Annotated in this window: 15 protein-coding genes and 1 tRNA gene; 7 read left to right on the plus strand and 9 right to left on the minus strand. The window is 71.5% G+C overall.

Translation table 11 applies throughout. From position 1 onward, the window contains the following. Positions 1 to 82: 82 nt before the first annotated feature. The gene (locus tag L1280_RS10265; RefSeq protein ID WP_253582138.1) at positions 83 to 889 is read left to right on the plus strand and encodes a hypothetical protein; all 807 of its coding nucleotides are present in this window, start codon (positions 83 to 85) and stop codon (positions 887 to 889) included. On the opposite strand, the gene L1280_RS10270 is transcribed toward L1280_RS10265, so the two are convergent. Next, entirely contained in the window at positions 879 to 1,403 is a 525-nt protein-coding gene (locus L1280_RS10270) for a GNAT family N-acetyltransferase (protein WP_253582139.1), read from the minus strand. The two genes, L1280_RS10265 and L1280_RS10270, sit on opposite strands and share 11 nt — an antisense overlap. Positions 1,404 to 1,571: 168 nt before the next feature. Here L1280_RS10270 and lipB point away from each other — a divergent pair, with 168 nt between their 5' ends. Both lipB and lipA read left to right on the plus strand, forming a co-directional pair. Further along, positions 1,572 to 2,285, plus strand: a complete 714-nt coding sequence (gene lipB / locus L1280_RS10275) for a lipoyl(octanoyl) transferase LipB (protein ID WP_253582141.1) — start codon at positions 1,572 to 1,574, stop codon at positions 2,283 to 2,285. A 3-nt stretch (positions 2,286 to 2,288) separates the two neighbouring features. Further along, a complete protein-coding gene (gene lipA, locus L1280_RS10280; protein ID WP_253582143.1) occupies positions 2,289 to 3,290 on the plus strand; it encodes a lipoyl synthase in 1,002 nt (333 codons plus the stop codon). A gap of 94 nt (positions 3,291 to 3,384) precedes the next feature. On the opposite strand, the gene L1280_RS10285 is transcribed toward lipA, so the two are convergent. Then, positions 3,385 to 3,461: transfer RNA gene (locus tag L1280_RS10285), tRNA-Ile, on the minus strand. Positions 3,462 to 3,625: 164 nt separating this feature from the next. On the opposite strand from L1280_RS10285, the gene L1280_RS10290 reads away from it, so the two are divergent. The 4 genes from L1280_RS10290 (at position 3,626) to L1280_RS10305 (ending at position 9,613) form a co-directional block, all read left to right on the plus strand. Beyond that, a complete protein-coding gene (locus L1280_RS10290; protein ID WP_253582145.1) occupies positions 3,626 to 4,708 on the plus strand; it encodes a diguanylate cyclase domain-containing protein in 1,083 nt (360 codons plus the stop codon). Positions 4,709 to 4,760: 52 nt separating this feature from the next. Beyond that, positions 4,761 to 7,832, plus strand: coding sequence for an alpha-amylase family glycosyl hydrolase (locus tag L1280_RS10295; protein WP_253582147.1), 3,072 nt, complete (start codon positions 4,761 to 4,763; stop codon positions 7,830 to 7,832). A gap of 117 nt (positions 7,833 to 7,949) precedes the next feature. Beyond that, the gene (locus L1280_RS10300) at positions 7,950 to 8,588 is read left to right on the plus strand and encodes a DUF47 domain-containing protein (RefSeq protein ID WP_253582148.1); all 639 of its coding nucleotides are present in this window, start codon (positions 7,950 to 7,952) and stop codon (positions 8,586 to 8,588) included. 23 nt (positions 8,589 to 8,611) lie between these two features. Beyond that, positions 8,612 to 9,613 (plus strand): inorganic phosphate transporter, encoded by a 1,002-nt coding sequence (locus L1280_RS10305; RefSeq protein WP_253582150.1) that lies wholly within the window; start codon positions 8,612 to 8,614, stop codon positions 9,611 to 9,613. Between the two features lie 76 nt (positions 9,614 to 9,689). Here L1280_RS10305 and L1280_RS10310 read toward each other — a convergent pair whose 3' ends face one another. The 7 genes from L1280_RS10310 to L1280_RS10340 form a co-directional block, all read right to left on the minus strand. Next, positions 9,690 to 9,827, minus strand: coding sequence for a hypothetical protein (locus L1280_RS10310; RefSeq protein ID WP_253582152.1), 138 nt, complete (start codon positions 9,825 to 9,827; stop codon positions 9,690 to 9,692). A 346-nt stretch (positions 9,828 to 10,173) separates the two neighbouring features. Beyond that, positions 10,174 to 11,094 carry a cobalamin-binding protein gene (locus L1280_RS10315; RefSeq protein ID WP_253582154.1) on the minus strand — a complete coding sequence of 307 codons (921 nt, stop codon included), beginning with the start codon at positions 11,092 to 11,094 and terminating at the stop codon, positions 10,174 to 10,176. A 44-nt stretch (positions 11,095 to 11,138) separates the two neighbouring features. Then, on the minus strand, positions 11,139 to 11,963 hold the full coding sequence (locus L1280_RS10320; protein WP_253582156.1) for a type III pantothenate kinase: 825 nt from the start codon (positions 11,961 to 11,963) through the stop codon (positions 11,139 to 11,141). Positions 11,964 to 12,033: 70 nt separating this feature from the next. Then, positions 12,034 to 12,726 (minus strand): hypothetical protein, encoded by a 693-nt coding sequence (locus L1280_RS10325; protein ID WP_253582158.1) that lies wholly within the window; start codon positions 12,724 to 12,726, stop codon positions 12,034 to 12,036. A gap of 56 nt (positions 12,727 to 12,782) precedes the next feature. Next, positions 12,783 to 14,957: a hypothetical protein gene (locus L1280_RS10330; protein WP_253582160.1), complete on the minus strand. Its 2,175-nt coding sequence runs from the start codon at positions 14,955 to 14,957 to the stop codon at positions 12,783 to 12,785. A 4-nt stretch (positions 14,958 to 14,961) separates the two neighbouring features. After that, positions 14,962 to 15,372, minus strand: coding sequence for a biopolymer transporter ExbD (locus L1280_RS10335; protein WP_104991363.1), 411 nt, complete (start codon positions 15,370 to 15,372; stop codon positions 14,962 to 14,964). Next, positions 15,369 to 16,049, minus strand: a complete 681-nt coding sequence (locus tag L1280_RS10340; protein ID WP_253582161.1) for a MotA/TolQ/ExbB proton channel family protein — start codon at positions 16,047 to 16,049, stop codon at positions 15,369 to 15,371. Before L1280_RS10340 ends, L1280_RS10335 begins: the two co-directional genes overlap by 4 nt. Positions 16,050 to 16,232: the final 183 nt, after the last annotated feature.

Consider the following 16,232-nt stretch of genomic DNA (forward strand, 5'->3'; position numbering starts at 1 on the left):
GGGATCCGGCGGCCCCGAGGGCAGAGGCGCTCTGCCTGACCCAGATCACGATGAAGGCTTGATGAAGCCTTATGCTGGCCGGGTGAGCGATTCGCCGGAAGCCAGAGAGACCGCGCTCGCGGGAGCGCAGCAGGCCGTGGGCCGTCAGCGGCGGCGTCTCGCCGAGGTGCGGGCACGCGAGCACGTGGGCGCGGCCGGGTGGGCGCAGACCAGCACCCTGGAACAGATCATCCGCGCCGGGCAAGAAGGGCTGGCCGCCACCGACGCGCTGCGGCAGGTCGTGAAGGTGACCACCGAGCAGCTCCGCAACCTGCCCCTCGCCGCCGGGGAGCAGAAGCGCCATGAACACGCCCAGGCCCTCGCCGAGATCGTGGAAAACGGCGAGGAACAGATCACGGCGGCAGCGGCCCTCGACGGGCTGATCTGCCAGGCGCTGGAGGAAGTCGCCCGCACCCCCATGAGCGAGGTCAGCGTGCAGACGCTGCGCCGTATTCACGACCGGGTGCAGGCCCAACTGGGTGCCCTGAACACCATCATCGAGGCGGCCCGTGCCCAGGCCGACACGCTGGAGCAGGTCGGGCGGCTCGAGCGCCTCAGCGCCGAGCATCAGGCCAGGGTCGAGGCGATTCAGGCCCTGAGCGCCGACCACGAGGTCGAGCTGCTGGCCGAGGCGGGCGAGCAGATCGTGGAGCGCATCAGCGAACTCGACGAGGCGGGTGAGGAACAACTCGGCGCCCTGGGCCGCATCGCGGAGGCCGCGCTGGGCAAGGTCGCCGAGACGGCCGCCGCGCCCGAACAGCAGGCCGAACTCCTCGAAACCCTGGCCCAGACCGCCCAGCAGAAGGCCGAGGCCCTCCAGCCGGACGGCGACGCCCCCGCTAAAGGGTGATCCAGTAGCGCCGCAGGGGAGCGGGGTGGTCGGGCACCCGCCCCTCGTACTCCAGCACCCCACCGTTCGCCTCAATCACCCGCCGCGACCCGAGGTTGTCCACGTCGCAGGTGACCAGGACGCGCTCCAGGCCCAGTTCACGCGCCCGCTCTAGAGCAAGCCGCAGGGCGAGGGTCGCGTACCCCCGTTTCCGCGCCGAGGGCCGCACCTCGTAGCCGATGTGCCCGCCGAACTCGCGCAGCCGCTGGTTGAGCGTGTGGCGGATGGACACCCGCCCGAGGTACCCGTCCCCCTCCACCAGCCAGAGCGGCTCGGAGTGGACATAGCCTTCCGGCAGCTCGCGGCCCGGTTCATATTGGCGCAGCGACTCCAGAAAGGCGGGGAAGTCGGCTTCCAGCGCGGCCACATCCCAGGTCAGGGTGTCGCCCAGGCCACTGCCGTCTGCCTGGGCCTCGCGCACGGCGGCCAGAAAGCTCTCCTTGTACCTCTCCGACGGGGGAACGAGTTCGGGCATGGAGCCGAGGCTAGCGGCCCCGGCCCCTTTCCCACCTCCGCCGCCCGGCCTAGTGCCCCCGGCCCTCCAGCCCAGCTCAGGGCACTGACCATCCAGACTGGACAATGGTGGGGCAGATTGCGCCCACCACACCGGAAAAGCCCAGGGAGGGCGCGTACAATCGGGCGCGTGAGAGAGGCGGCATTCGGCACGGTGGACCTGGGGCGGCTCTCGTACCGCGAGGCGTGGGACGTGCAGCACGAGGCCCACGCGCAGGTCGCGGCGGGCGGGCAGCCCCAGCTCCTGCTGGTGGAGCACCCGCCCGTGCTCACGCTGGGCCGCAAGGCGCGGGAGGGCGGCAACATCGTCGTGACGCGCGAGTACCTCGCCGCGCAGGGCATCGAGGTGCTGGAAGTCGAGCGCGGCGGCGACGTGACCTACCACGGCCCCGGCCAGCTCGTGGCCTACGCGATCTTTCCGGTGGGCCGCCGGGTGGCCGATTTTCTGCGGCTGCTGGAACACGTGACCATCGCGGCGCTGCACGACCTCGGCCTGCCCGACGCCCGGCCCAATCCCGGCTACGCGGGCGTGTACGTCGAGCCGCGCGAGGTGAACGGCCGCGTCTACGAGCAGAAGATCGCCTCCTTCGGGGTGGCGGTGCAGCGCGGTGTGGCCCTGCATGGGCTGGCGCTCAACGTCACGACCAACCTCCAGCACTTCGACCTGATCGTGCCCTGCGGCCTCACGGGCACCCACATGACGAGCGTGGAGCGCGAGTATGGGCGCCGGGGCCTGGACCGCGTGGCCGACATGACAGAAGCGCGGGCGGCCCTCACGCGGGCCTTTCACACCACCTTTGAGACTTACGACTGGACGTTGCCCACGGCGGCAGCGGGAGGCTGAGACATGACCCAGCAGGACAAGCCGGTGCAGGACCGGGAAGTCAAGTTCATCAAGAACGGCATCTACCGCAAGGATTCGGTGCCCGTGCGCGAGAAGAAGCCCGAGTGGCTCAAGGTGACCATCCCGACCGGGCAGGTCTACGGCGAGGTCCGCAAGATCGTCAAGGAGCACCGCCTGCACACGGTCTGCGAGGAAGCGATGTGCCCCAACATCGGCGAGTGCTGGAGCCGGGGCACGGCCACCTTCATGCTGATGGGGCACGTCTGCACGCGGGCCTGCCGCTTTTGCGCGGTGGACACCGGCAACCCGATGGGCAAGCTCGACCTCGACGAGCCCATGCAGGTCGCCGACTCGGTGCGCCTGATGGGCCTGAAGTACGTCGTGCTGACCTCGGTGGACCGCGACGACCTGCCCGACGGCGGGGCGTACCACTTCGCCAAGACGGTGCAGGCCATCAAGAAGCTCAACCCGGAGACGCGGGTGGAGGCCCTGACGCCCGACTTCGGCGGCAACCCGTACTGCGTGGACCTCGTGCTGGACAGCGGCGTGGACACCTACGCCCAGAATCTGGAGACCGTGCGCCGCCTGACCCACCCGGTGCGTGACATCCGCGCGAGCTACGAGCGGACGCTGGGCGTCCTCCAGCACGCCAAGGAGAGCCGCCCCGACGTGATCACCAAGACCAGCATCATGCTGGGCCTGGGCGAGACGCGCGAGGAGTTGCGCGAGGCGATGGCCGACTGCCGCGCCGCCGGGGTGGACGTGCTGACCTTCGGGCAGTACCTGCGCCCGACCATGCACCACCTGCCTGTCGAGCGCTACGTCTCCCCCGCCGAGTTCGACGAGATCCGCGAGGAGGCGATGGCCTTCGGCTTCCTGGAGGTCGTGTCCGGCCCGCTGGTGCGTTCCTCGTACAAGGCCGAGCAGATCGTGATGGACAAGCCGGGCAACCTTCCCGAGCACCTCGCACATCTGGACGCGGGCAGCGAACTCAGCCTGATCTGAGGCGACAAGAAGGGGCGGGGGCCAGCGCGGACGGCCCCCGCTTTCCACTGCCGAATCAAAGAAAAAAGACACGAGGCAAACCCCGTGTCTCCCTTGGTACGGAAGGGCGGACTTGAACCGCCGACCTCACGCTTATCAGGCGTGCGCTCTAACCAGCTGAGCTACTCCCGTGCACCCGCCTCCCCGCGCTGCGGACAAGCGGGAGTCAATCTAGCAGTGCCCGCGCGGGGTGTCAACGGCCCCCGGAGATGCCCCTCCCGGCGTGCCCATGCCCCCGCCGGGGGGAGGCGCGGTGTCAGGTTGCCGTGAGAGGGGGCGTGGTCCCCTGCGGACGTATGCGCGACCGCCTGCTGCCCCTGCCCGACCCGGCGTTCTATCTGGGGGAGGGTGGGACAGGCTCCCCCACCCGCACCGAGGAGGCCCGCCGCGCGGCCTACCAGTGGGGACTGCCGATCGCGCTCCTCGCCGTGGCCGTGGGGCTGGCCCTGGTCTGGCCGCTGCACCCGGCGCAGACGGCACTGTGGGGAGGCTTGGCCGGGGTGCTGGCCGTGGCCCTGGTACTCTCGGCCCTGCCGCGCTGCCCGGTGGGCGTGCTCGACCGGCTGCTGCTGCTGGGAGGCTGGACATTCCTGCTGGGGCGGCTGGCGCTGGGGCTGTTCGCGCCGCACCTCGTGGACGGGGGACCGGAGTTGCTGGGGCTGCTGCTGCCGTGGTTCGTGCTGGGGCTGCTGGCGCCGGGGTGGCTGCTGGACTCTTCCCTGGGCCGCTGGGTGGCGCGTGGGGCGCTGGCAGTCACCGGGGCGCTGGGAGCGCTGTATGGAGTGCGGGTGCTGCTGGGCACGGGCGAGAGCGGCCTGATTCTCGCGCTGCTCGCGCAACTGCTGCTGGTGGGCGGACTGGCCCTGCTGGGACAGGAGGCCACGTTGACCCGCACCGAGGACCGTCGGGGTCCCTGGAGTGGCCTCCTCCCCGGCGAGTGCGACGAGTTGACGGGCCTGCCCCTGCGGCGCCCGATGGAGCGGCGCCTGCGGACGCTGCGCCGTCCGGTGGCCGTGGCGGTCGTCGGGGTGGACGATCTGCCGGACCTGGAGCGGGGCGGCGGCGCGGTCCTCGTGCAGACGGTACGGGCGCACCTCGCCCGCACGCTGGCGGCGGCCACCCGCACGGGTGACCCGGTGGCCTGCCTGGGCGAAGGCACCTTCGCCGTCCTGCTGCCCACCACCGACCCCCTCGCCGTGCGGGTCGTGGCCGAGCGGCTGCGGCTGCGGGTGGCCTCGCGGCCCCTGGCCGGGCGGGTGGTCACCGTGAGCGTGGGGCTCGCCGTGGGCACCGGGGCAGAGGCGCTCGCACGGGCGGAGGCCGCCCTGCGGGACGCGCAGGCTGGGGGCGGACACCGGGTCGAGGTGGCGCCGGAATAAATCTGCGCCCGCATTGACACGGCCCCGGCTTCCGGCGTCCAATGCGGGCACCATGAAACGCTTCCAGCAGATGGGGCGTGCGGGCGCCTTGGCGGCCCTCACCCTGACCCTCGCGGCCTGCGGCACCCTGAATGGCCCCTCGCGCGGCGTGGACACGGACTGGCGCGACGACGCGATCTATTTCGCCCTGACCGACCGCTTCGCCAATGGCAACCCCGCCAACGACAACGGCGCGAACCGGAACGCCGGGGACCGCGCCGACCGCACCAACCCGCTCGCGTGGCATGGCGGCGACTTCGCGGGCCTAAAGGCGAAGATCGAGGAAGGCTATTTCGGGCGGATGGGCTTCACGGCGATCTGGATTAGCCCGGTCGTGCTGCAGGTGCCCGCGATCGAGGCGGAGTCGGGACCGCACCAGGGCCGACCTTTCGCGGGCTACCACGGCTACTGGGCCGAGGACTTTTTCAAGGTGGACCCCCACTTCGGGACCCTAGAGGAGTACAGGGACCTGGTGCGGACCGCCCACCGCCACGGCCTCAAGATCATTCAGGACGTGGTCGTGAACCACGCGGGGTACGGAGCGAAGCTGGTCACCGAGAAGCCCACGTGGTTCCGCACGGGCGAGCAGTGCGGCCAGGACGAGGTGACCCAGTGCCTCGCCGGGCTGCCCGACTTCCGGCAGGAGGTGCCGGAGGTCACGAGGTACCTCAACGACTTCGTGAGCTTCTGGCAGCGCGAGACCGGCATCGACGGCCTCCGGATCGACACCATGAAGCATGTCCCCGACGACTACTGGCGGCAGTTCTTCGCGGCGGGCGGCGCGGGCGATCCCCGCAAGCTGTGGTCGGTGGGCGAGGTGTTCGACGGCAACCCGGCGCGGCTGGCGCACTTCATGAATGACCTGGGGGCACCCAGCGTCTTCGACTTCGCGCTGTACTTCGCCATCAAGGACCAGCTTTCGAGCGCAGGGGGCGACCTGGGGCGGGTGGCGGACGTGTTCGCGCAGGACGGCGCCTACCGCGACCCCACCCGGCTGACCACCTTCGTGGACAACCACGACGTGCGGCGCTTCGTGAGCGAGGTGCAGGCCAAGGGTGGCAGCGCCCCGCAGGCCGCCGAGCGCCTCGACCTCGCCCTGAGTCTGATCTACACCTCGCGCGGCACCCCCAGCGTCTATCAGGGCACCGAGATCGCGCAGGCCGGTCTGGGCGACCCCTACGACCACCCGGCGGGCCAGGGCAACCGCGAGGATATGAACTTCGCGGCCCTGACGGGCAGCACGCTCGACGAGCGCCTGGGGGCGCTGGCCGCCGCCCGGCAGAAGTACCCGGCCCTGACACGCGGCGCCCAGCAGGAGCTGTGGCGACCCAACGGGGGCGCTCCCGTCCTCGCCTACCGCCGGGTCCTCTCCGGCGAGCGGCCCGTCGTGGCCGTGCTGAACAATGGGGACACGCCGCTTGACCTTGCCACGCTGCCGGGCGGCGGCATCCCGCTGCTGGGGACCTTCGGGGCGGGGGCGCTGACGGAGATCACCGGGCGGGCCTCCGACCTGCGGGTCGAGGGCGGACGGCTGGTGGGCACCGTGCCCCCCCGCGCGGCGCTCGCGGTGGCGGGCACAGCGGGCAGCGCGGGCACCGTCAACGCCCGGCTCCCCGAGGTGGGCGGCGTGACCGCGCGGGCCGGGGACGGGGCGGCCGAGCTGCGCTGGACGGCCCCCACCGACCCCGCCGTCACGGGCTACCGGGTCTATGCCCGTACCGGGAACGGGACCGAGCGGCTGCTGAACTTCGCGCCGCTGGGGCGTGAACAGACGACCTACCTCGTGCGCGGCCTCGCCAACGACGAGCAGACGACCTTCCGGGTGGTCACGGTGGACGCGGCCGGAGCCGAGAGCCGGGGCGTGACGGTCCTTGCCACCCCCAGCGCGAAGAACACGGTCAAGGTCACCTTCACGGTGGACGCCCGCAGCCAGGGCAACGGCCCCATCGAGCTGCGGCGCTTCGACACCGGGCAGCAGGTCGAGTCCCCCATGACCCAGGTGTCGCGCGGTGTCTGGAAGACCGACATCGAGCTGCCCCTCTTCCGCGAGGTCAAGTTCAAGTTCGGGAGTGACCATCCCCGGGCGAAGAACAGCGGCTACGAGGGGCCGGATCAGCCCGACCGCTCCTACGTGGTGGGCACGAACGACGGGGCGTACAGCGGCACCTACGACTTCATCACCCGCCCGATGCCGGGAGCCGTGATCGAGGGCCGCGTGACGGGCGCGGGGCAGGCGCTGGCGGGGGCACTGGTGGAGGCCACCTCGGCCGACCCGAAGGTGAATTACGCCCTGACCTTCCCCGACGGCTCATACACCCTCTTCGTTCCGGCGGGAACGCAGACGCTCAAGGCGACGGCGGAGGGCTACGCGGAGGCCACCCGGCAGGCCACCGCCCCCGCCACGGGCGCAGATTTCGCGCTGACGCCCGCCGGAGCGCAGGGGCCGCAGGTCGGCAAGTACCGCATCGACGGCGACCTGAGCGACTGGGCGGCGCCCAAGGTCAGCGTGCAGAGTCCCGGCGAGGGCGTGTTCGGGCCGGACAACAACTGGCTGACGCTGCGGGCCGACAGCGACGCGCAGTACCTGTACCTGGCCTACACCTACAGGACCGAGGCCAACAACAGCGCCATCCTCTACCTCGACACTCAGGCGGGCGGGGCGACGCAGGCTGACAATTTCAGCGCCTGGAAGCGGGCCGCGACCTTCAGCGGGGGCATGGGGGGCGTGGACGCTTTTCTGGCCCGTAAGGGAAACGAGGGCCTCCAACTGAGGCTGGTCGCGGGCAACGCCGCCACGCTGGTGGACGCGGCCCGCTACACCGTCGCCACGGCGGGGAGCCTCCCCAGCCAGACGGTCGAACTGGCGATTCCCTGGACGGCGCTTGGGCTGAGCGCGGCCCCAACCACCGGGGTGAATCTGGTCGGCGGCATCTTCGGCGGCAGCGACTACGGCGCGGGTGGGGACAGCTACGGCGCGGGCGACATCATCCCAGGCGCGGACAGCACGCCCCCCGGCGCCAACACCATCGGGAGCGAGGCCGATCAGCGCCGGGCGACCTTCACCGCTCCAGTCACGGTGCGCTGAAGGTTTAGACTCGGTTCACCGGGGGAGCCTCACCGTCAGGCTCCCCTGTTCGCTGGCTCTCTCTGTCCCCACCTGACACGGGGCTGACACAGGGCCGGAGAATCGGAGGGGATTGTCATGGTTCTGTCTAAATTCATGCCCAAAAACCCGCAGTTCAGCGCCAAGTTTGCCCAGGCCGCCCGCAATGCCCATGTGACGGCCCAGGCGCTGGTGGAACTGCTCGAGAACTACACCGATGTCGAGGCGAAGGTGAACCGCATCCGCGACCTTGAACACGAGGGGGACCGCATCAGCCGCGAAGTGACCAACATGCTGGCCGAGTCCTTTATCGTGCCCTTCGACCGCGAGGACATCATCTCGCTCAACCATGAACTCGACGACCTCGTGGACAGCCTGGAAGACGCCGCCCGCAAGCTCAGCCTCTACGGGGTGGAGCGTCCGCTGCCCGAGATGGCGCACCTCGCGCGGGTGGTCGAGCAGCAGTGCGCCCTGCTGGCCCAGGGGATGCCCCTGATCGAAAGCAAGGACCGCGTGCGTGAACTCGCCGCGCTGGCCGGGCAGATCCGGGCGCTTGAGGACGAGGGCGATACCATCAGCGACAACGTGCAGCGCGAGCTGTACGTGGGCGTCCACGACGTGCCGGGCATGATCCGGGCGATGCGCGGCGGCGAGATCGTCGAGTTGATCGAGGAAGCCTCCGACCAGGCGCAGCGGGTCGCCAAGACGGTCGAGAGCATCCTGCTCAAGAACGCCTGAGCCGGGGAAGCACGCAGACACTTATGGAAGCGGCCCTGATCGGATTTGTCATCATCATCGCGCTGGCGCTGGCCTTTGACTTCATCAACGGCTTTCACGACACCGCCAACGCCATCGCCACCTCGGTCGCCACCAAGGTGCTCACGCCCCCGCAGGCCATCGCCATGGCGGCCATTCTCAACGTGGTCGGGGCGCTCGCGGGCACGGCGGTCGCCAAGACCATCGCCACCGACATCGTGCCGCAGGAATTCGCCACCCTGGGGCTGACGGGCGCGGCGCTCCTGAGCGCCATCATCTGGAACCTCTTCACGTGGTGGAAGGGGCTGCCGAGTTCCTCCAGCCACGCCCTGATCTTCTCGCTGGTGGGCGCGGGCGTCGCGGCGGGCGGCTGGGAGATCATCATCCCCAAGGGCGTGCAGAAGACGCTGACGGGGCTGGTCAGCAGTCCCGTGCTCGGCTTCCTCGTGCCGATCCTCCTCATGGCGCTGCTTTCGTGGCTGGTGCTGCGCTGGATGCGCCCCCGCACAGTCACCCGCACCTTCCGATGGCTCCAGATCGGCTCGGCGGCCTTCATGGCCTTTTCGCACGGCGGCAACGACGCGCAAAAGGCGATGGGCATCATGACCTTCGCGCTGAGCGCGTACCTGGGCACCCAGGTCAGCGAGGTGCCGCTGTGGATCATCCTCTCGGCGGCGTTCGCGATGGGCCTGGGCACGTCGGTGGGCGGCTGGCGCATCATCAAGACGATGGGCTTCAAGGTCGTGGACCTCAAACCCGTCGACGGCTTTGTCGCGGAAGCGAGTGCGGCCGCCATCATCGTGGGCGCCACCCACCTGGGCATCCCGGTGAGCACCACCCACACCATCTCCAGTTCGATCATGGGCGTGGGCACCACCAAGGGTTTCCGCAAGGTCAAGTGGCAGGTCGCCGGGCGCATCGTGCAGGCGTGGATTTTCACGATTCCGGTGTGCATCGCGCTGGGCTGGGCCATTCACAAGGTGATGCTGCTGACGCTGGGCATCTAGGGCCTGAAGCGGAAAGAGATGAGGTGGGAGACGCGAGTGACGTCTCCCACCTTCGCTTGTCTCGCGCCCCGCAGCCTCAGGTCAACCCCAGCCGCCGCGCTTCCTCCCACAGGTACGGGCGGGCGTGGGGGTGGGCGGCCTGCTTGAGCAGGGCTGCCGCCTGCGCCTTTTCGTCGTGGCCGAGAATCTCCGCGGCCCCCTGCTCAGGGACCACAGCGGTGGGCTGGAAGGACGTGGTGGGCTTAAAGCATGGGCACGATGGTGGAGACCTGCGCCCTGGGGTGCCATGAGCGCCTGCCCGCCGAACCCCGGGGGGATGCAGGCTCCGAAGCGGCTGCCGTTGGCTTGCCCGAAGAGGCCAATGGCTCAAGACTGGCTGCTGCGCAACTGGGACAGGATCACTGGTGACTTCTCACCACCACTCGGACGTCCGCAGGAAGCCGCGCTTCTTTCACGTGGGCCGAGAGTTGCGCCGCCGTTGGGGTCTTCACGCGACCTTCCGCGACGAGCGGGCCGGAATGCACCAAACAGTTCCGGCAGGTGCAGAACCGGCCTGGCCCTCAAGTGGTCAGCGCCGGAACTTGCCCTACGCGGACACTTTCGCCCGCACTCGCCTCGCCCCGCAGCAGGTCCGCGAGCACCCCGGCACCGCGCATTACCCCCAGGGCCGGGCGACTGAAGAGGGCGTTCGCGTCCACTGCCCACACCTCTCCGTGCTGCACGGCACGCACCTCGCGGTGGCTCAGGACCGCGTCGGCAAACGCCACGTTCTCGGCCAAACCATAGCCGCAGCACATCACCACGATGACGTCGGGATCGAGGGCCGTCACGTCCTCCCAGGTCGTGCGGCCTGAATCGGTCCCTGGTGCGCCCAGCACATTGAGTCCGCCCGCCCGCTCGACCTGCTCGGGAACCCAGTGGCCGCCGTAGAAGGGCGGGTCCACCCACTCCAGGGTGAGGACGCGGGGCGCGTGCGTTGCGGGCCTCACGGCGTCCCACTCGGCCTGGGACTGCCGAATCAGCGCCTCGCCACGTTCCGGGAGGCCAACCGCCGCGGCCAGGGCACGCATGTCGTCCAGAATGCCCGCAACGCTGCGGCCTTCCAGACTCAGGACCTGGGCGGCGGGCAGGCAGCCCGGCAGATACCGGACCGCCGATTCAATGGTGCCGGGAGTCACCGCGCACACCTCGCATACGCCCTGGGTGACCACAAGGTCGGGACCCAGACGGTCGAGCTGCGCCCCGTCCACCTGATACAGGGCGCGGCCCTCGCGCACCGCAGCACTCACCGCCTGGTCGATCTCCGCCTGCGGCGCTCCACTGTCGATAATGGACCGGGTCAGCACCGGGCGTCCGGCTGCAGCGGGGTGGTCGCAGGAATGACTGACCCCCACCAGCCGCTCCCCCACCCCCAGAGCGACCAGCAGGTCGGTGGCGCTGGGAAGCAAACTCACGATGCGGCCGGACGAGGCAGGGGACATACCCAGAGCCTAAGCGCTCGCAGGACGACCCGCCAAGCCGTCCATCACCGGAGAGGAAAGGCGGGCGCCTCGCCCAGGGATGGGCGGCTGGCCCACAGTTCCAGCAGACCGCGCACGGTCAGCGTCTCGTCGTAGTGGTCGATCTCGCGGCAGAGGCCCTCCACCGTGCGCGAGAAGCCGCCCGTGGCGACCGCGACGGCTTCCCCCGGCAACTCGGCGCGGATGCGGCGCAACAGGCCGTCCACCATCTCGGCGTACCCGAAGACGAGGCCGGATTGCAGGGCGTGGGTGGTGTTCTTGCCGATGGCGGTGCGCGGGGCTTCGAGCGTGATGCGCGGCAGCTTGGCCGCCCGCGAGAAGAGGGCGTCGGCGCTGAGCTGCGCTCCCGTCGCCAGCACGCCCCCCAGAAAGCGCCGCCCGCGCCCGATCACGTCGAAGTTGGTGGACGTGCCGAAGTCCACGACGACCGCGTACTCGTGCCCGCCGAGGTACCGCTCGGCCCCGAACAGGTTGGCGAGGCGGTCGGCCCCCACCGCGCCCGGCTGGTCGAGTTCGACCGTCACGTCGGGGAGGTTCTCGGCGCTCACCTCGAAGGCTTCGACCCGGAAATGCCGCCGCAGCGCCAGCGCGTAGTTCTGCCCCAGGGGCGGCGCCACGCTGCTCAGCACGGCCGCGCGGGGCGGCGCGGCCCCCGCCAGCGCGAACAGGCCCTGAAGCTGCAGCGCGAGGTCGTCGGGCAGGTGATCGCGGTTGGTCCGCACCCGCCAGGTGTGCGTGAGGGTCAGCGAGGCGTCCGCGAGGCCCAGCACGGTACTGGTGTTGCCGATATCCACGGCGAGCAGCGGGAAGGAGGAGGGGGAGGCAGGCACGGGGGCATTGTGGCAGAGGCCAAAGGATGGGGGCAGGGGCCGAAGCTGCCCCCTGCCCCCGGTGCCCGACTTACTGGAAGCTGCCCAGGTCCAGCGTCACGCTGTAGGCGCAGTTCGTGTCGGCCTCGGTGCGGATCAGCAGCTCGGCCTTGTCGCTGGCGCCCAGTCCGGCCTTGAGCGGCTCGAAGTAGTAGACCAGCGTGCCCGCCCAAGTGCCCGCGTCCTGCTTCCAGTCATTGACGAAGGAGCGGCGGGCCGGGGCCACCAGCTTGCCGTCCGCGCCGCGCAGCCGCACGAGGTAGGCGTCCCGCGCCTTTTCGGTGGGGAGGCCACGCACCTGAAGGTCCACGCGCAGCAGGCCGTCCGCCAGCCGCTTTCCGGCGAGGTCGGCGCCCAGCGCGTCGGCGGCGCTGAGGTTCTTGAAGCTGTCGCGGGCCTCCACCGCCTGGAAGTAGAGTTGGTCGGCCTGCCCGCTCGCGGTCACGGCCAGCGGACGGCTCCCGGCCTTGAAATCAGTCGGGGCGGTGAGCCAGTCGGCCACGCACTTGTCGCCGCCGTCGAAGGCCTTCACGGCTCCCGCGCCCGAGACGAACTGGCCGTCTTTGACGTTCAGGTCAATCGTCTGGTAGGTGGCAACCGCGTCGCGGCGGCCATACGCACCGTCGATGACGGTCTTGGCGGTCGTCTCCTCCAGCTTGGGCACCCAGGCGAGGGCGGGCGCGGAGAGCAGCACAGCGAGGGAAAGCAGAGCAGTTTTACGCATGGTGAACCTCATAACAAAGGGGAATGACGGGAGGCTGACCCGGAGGGGTGCGTCGGTCAGGCGTCCTTGAGGTAGACGACCCGGCAGGCGGCGCCCGCCTTGCGGAATTGCTCGGCGGCATCGGCACTCAGGACCACGTCGGTCCGGACCGGGGAGTTGGGGGCGATGCGGGGGGCCTGCACGCGCGTGGCCTTGACGCGGGTGATGTTCTGGAAGGCGCCGAGCTGCCCTTCCGAGGTCGCGTAGGTGTGCAGGTTGCCCTCGTTGACGAGCTGGGAGGACACACCCCGCACCAGCGCCGCGTCGGGCCAGAGCTGGGTGCCCGAGGCGTCGTAGACCCGGCTGGTCATGTCGCGGTCGAAGCGGCCCAGCCCGCGCACGTCCACAACGACGGTGCAGGCCAGGGGACGCGTCTCGGTTCCCGCTGCCGCTCCGCCGCCACCGCCGCCCGCACGGGCAATCTCGCCGCCGCCCGCGCCGCCCCCACCACCGGGGGCACCGCTGCCGCCGCGTCCGGGGGCCTCGCCGGTTCCGGTAGAGCCGCCCGCGCCGTTGCCACCCGGACGCCCGCCGGTCGGAGTTGTCCCCTCGCCACCGGGGCCGCTCGCCGCGCCGCCCGACCCGCCGCGCCCGGCGCCGGGGCCGGGGTCGGGGGCCGAACCGGACCCGCTCCCAGACCCTGCGCCGGTGGAAGCGCGGGGAGTCTCGGCGGGTGCAGCCGGAGCGCTCCCTGTGCCCCCACTTCCGGCAGCGGGCGCAGTCGGGGCCGCCGGGGGCGTCGTCGCGGTTCCCGCGCGGGGGGTGGGGCTGCCCGTGCCCTCACCCGTTCCGGCGGGGGTGCCGGGGGTCGGGCCGGGGCGGGCGGTGTCGGCAGCGGGAGCCGGGGAGGTGCCCTGCCCCGCCGCCCCACGGGTGGGGACGCTGGCCTCGCCGGGAGTGGGGGCGGGGGTGGGAGCCGCGCCCCTGCCACCTGCCGATTCTGCTGGAGCGGTCGCTGGGGCCGGGGTTCCGGGCCGTGCCGAGGCCACGGGGTCCGCACTTCCGCCCGACGTGCCCGCCGCCGGACGGGACGCGGCAGGCGCGTCGGGGGCCGTCTCCTGCGGGGTGCGGCTCACAGTGCCTGCACGTCCGGTGACGGCCTCGGGGGTGCCGGGGGCCTGGGTGCCGCGCGGTGCGAGGGGTACGTCGGGCGCGGTGCCCTGGGGGGCGCGGGCGGCGGCGCGGGGGGCTTCGGCCGTCTCCCCCGCCGCTGGAGTGCCCCCGCTGCCGCGTGCCGGGGCGCTCTCGCCGCCCGCCTCGGTGGAGGCGGCCCCGGCGCCACGGGCGGGCGCGGGTTCCTCGGTGGCCGTGGCACTGCCACGAGCGGGCGCGGCCGTTTCCTCCGCAGTCGCCGGGGCTGCGTCCTCGCGGCGGGGCAGGGTGGCGACCGTCTCGGCGGGACTGGGCGTTTCGGACGTTCCTGCGCGGGCCTCGGCCTCTGTCGGTACCTCGTCGAGCGGGGTCGCCTGGCTGGGCGCCTCCGCTTCCGGCACGAAGAGGCCTGATCCGCTCGGCGCACCCGCCGACGCCTCCGGGGCGAGTTCCTGCGGAGTGGCCTCGGGCGCGGATGCCCCCGCCGTCGTGGGGGAGGGGGCAGGAGCGTCCGGGGCCGCGCTCGTGGGACGGGCGGGATCGGGGGTGCTCGCGGTGGCGGGGGCGGGAGCTGCCGTGTTGGGCGTTGGCGCCGGGGCGGGTGTGGTGCGCGTCGCTGGATTCGCGGGGGGCTGAGAGGCGGCCCGCTGCGGGGTCGGTTGCGTCTGGGACGCAGGGGTGGGGTCTGGCTCGGGTGGGGGGGTCCGCTCCGGCGTGGCCCGCGTCTCCGGCGGCAGGGCCGGGGGCGGGGACGGCGGGGCGGGCTCGGGGGCCGGAGTCGCCGGGGGTGGCGGGGCCTCCTCCACCTGCGCCTCGGCCTTTGGCGGCGGAGGCGTTTCAGGCCGGGCGGCGGGCGCCTCCACGCGGGGGGGCGGTGTCAGGGTGGCCGTGGGGGTCGGCGACGGCGCCAGCGTCACCACTTCCAGCGGGGCACGGTCCAGATCGGGCGGACTGGCCGCCGCGAAGCGCACGTCGGGCCGCAGCGCCAGCAGCCCCAGCAGCAGCGCCCCGTGCAGGGCCAGCGTGACTCCCGCCGCGCGGAGTTGGTCGCGGCGCTCGGGGTTGGGCGGGGGTGGCGGGGGGCCGGGCAGGGTGGTCATGGGGTCACTCCTCCGCGTCGCGGGTGCCCAGCGCCAGACGCTCGCCCCCGGCCTTCTTGATCTCGTCCATCACCCGTACGACCGTCCCGTAGTTGCCGCGCTCGTCGGCCCGCAGGCCCACCAGCCCGCCGGACGACTTCACCAGGGGCTCCAACCGCCCGCCCAGCCGGGTGAGCGTCGTTTCCTTGCCATTCAGGAAAATCTTGCCCGAGCGGTCCACGCTCACGATGGGCAGCTCCGGCGTCTCCTGCACGGTCGTGCTGGCGCGGGGCAGGTCGAGGGGCAGGGCGTTTTGCCGCGCCCCGAGGCTGCTCGTCAGGAAGAAGAAGATCAGCAGCAGCAGCACGATGTCCACCATCGGGGCGAAATCGAAGGTCACCCCGCCCTCGCTGCTCTCGCGAAACCGCCGCCTCACCGTGCCGCTCCCGCCGCCGGAACGGAATCAAAGTGCAGGGCCACCTCCGGCATCACGCCCCGGCCCCGGCCCGCCAGCCACGCGGGAACCTCCTCGCGCACCCGCTCGGCCCCGGTGGCGATCCGGTCGGCGCGGGCCTTGAGCGCGTTGCGGGCGACGTAGGCGATCACCGCCACGATCAGCCCGGCTGCCGTGTTGACGAGCGCCTCGCTGATGCCGGTGGCGAGCTGGTCGGGCGTGGGCGCGGCGGTCTGCGAGAACACCAGGAAGGACCGCACCATCCCGATCACGGTCCCTAGCAGCCCCAACAGCGGCGCGATCTGCGCGGCGGTGCCCAGCGCCGAGAGGCCTGCGTACAGCCGGGTGTCTTCCGCAAGCAGGGCCGAGTTCATGGCGGCCTGCGCGGCCTCCGGACCACGGTCGGCGCGGCCCAGTCCGGCCCGCAGCACGTTGACGGCCGAGCCCGGATGGGCGGCGCGGTCCACTTCCGCCAGCGCCGCTGCCGGACCGCTCTCGGCGGTCACGGCCCGCGCCCGCTCGATCAGCGCGTCGGGGTCGCGGCCCAGCCGGGCCAGCGCCTGCGCCCGCACGGCGGCGGTATAGACGACGTACACGGACAGCGCGGCCAGGACCCAGAGCAGGGGGCCAGCGGCCCGCAGAAGTTCCACGACGTTCATGGCCTTCACGGGTAGCACGCGGGGACGTGGCAAGCGTGAAAATGCCTGATCCAACCCTCATCCGGCGCCACTGCGCGAGCTGTCAGACGCGTCCGGCTTGTCCGTTCAATCCGCACCAACTCACTCGACTTTAGGCGGCAGAGTGGGTAGAATGCCACCATAACTAGGAATCATTCTCAAGAA

Source organism: Deinococcus sp. HSC-46F16 (genome assembly GCF_024171495.1).
Lineage (GTDB): Bacteria > Deinococcota > Deinococci > Deinococcales > Deinococcaceae > Deinococcus.

Excerpts from the sequence above, each read along its gene's own strand:
- L1280_RS10340 (WP_253582161.1), bottom strand. The coding sequence starts at position 16,049 with ATGAACGTCGTGGAACTTCTGCGGGCCGCTGGCCCCCTGCTCTGGGTC.
- L1280_RS10315 (WP_253582154.1), bottom strand. The coding sequence starts at position 11,094 with ATGTCCCCTGCCTCGTCCGGCCGCATCGTGAGTTTGCTTCCCAGCGCC.
- L1280_RS10330 (WP_253582160.1), bottom strand. The coding sequence starts at position 14,957 with ATGACCACCCTGCCCGGCCCCCCGCCACCCCCGCCCAACCCCGAGCGC.
- L1280_RS10300 (WP_253582148.1), top strand. The coding sequence starts at position 7,950 with ATGGTTCTGTCTAAATTCATGCCCAAAAACCCGCAGTTCAGCGCCAAG.
- L1280_RS10305 (WP_253582150.1), top strand. The coding sequence starts at position 8,612 with ATGGAAGCGGCCCTGATCGGATTTGTCATCATCATCGCGCTGGCGCTG.
- L1280_RS10325 (WP_253582158.1), bottom strand. The coding sequence starts at position 12,726 with ATGCGTAAAACTGCTCTGCTTTCCCTCGCTGTGCTGCTCTCCGCGCCC.
- lipA (WP_253582143.1), top strand. The coding sequence starts at position 2,289 with ATGACCCAGCAGGACAAGCCGGTGCAGGACCGGGAAGTCAAGTTCATC.
- L1280_RS10290 (WP_253582145.1), top strand. The coding sequence starts at position 3,626 with ATGCGCGACCGCCTGCTGCCCCTGCCCGACCCGGCGTTCTATCTGGGG.
- L1280_RS10270 (WP_253582139.1), bottom strand. The coding sequence starts at position 1,403 with ATGCCCGAACTCGTTCCCCCGTCGGAGAGGTACAAGGAGAGCTTTCTG.
- L1280_RS10295 (WP_253582147.1), top strand. The coding sequence starts at position 4,761 with ATGAAACGCTTCCAGCAGATGGGGCGTGCGGGCGCCTTGGCGGCCCTC.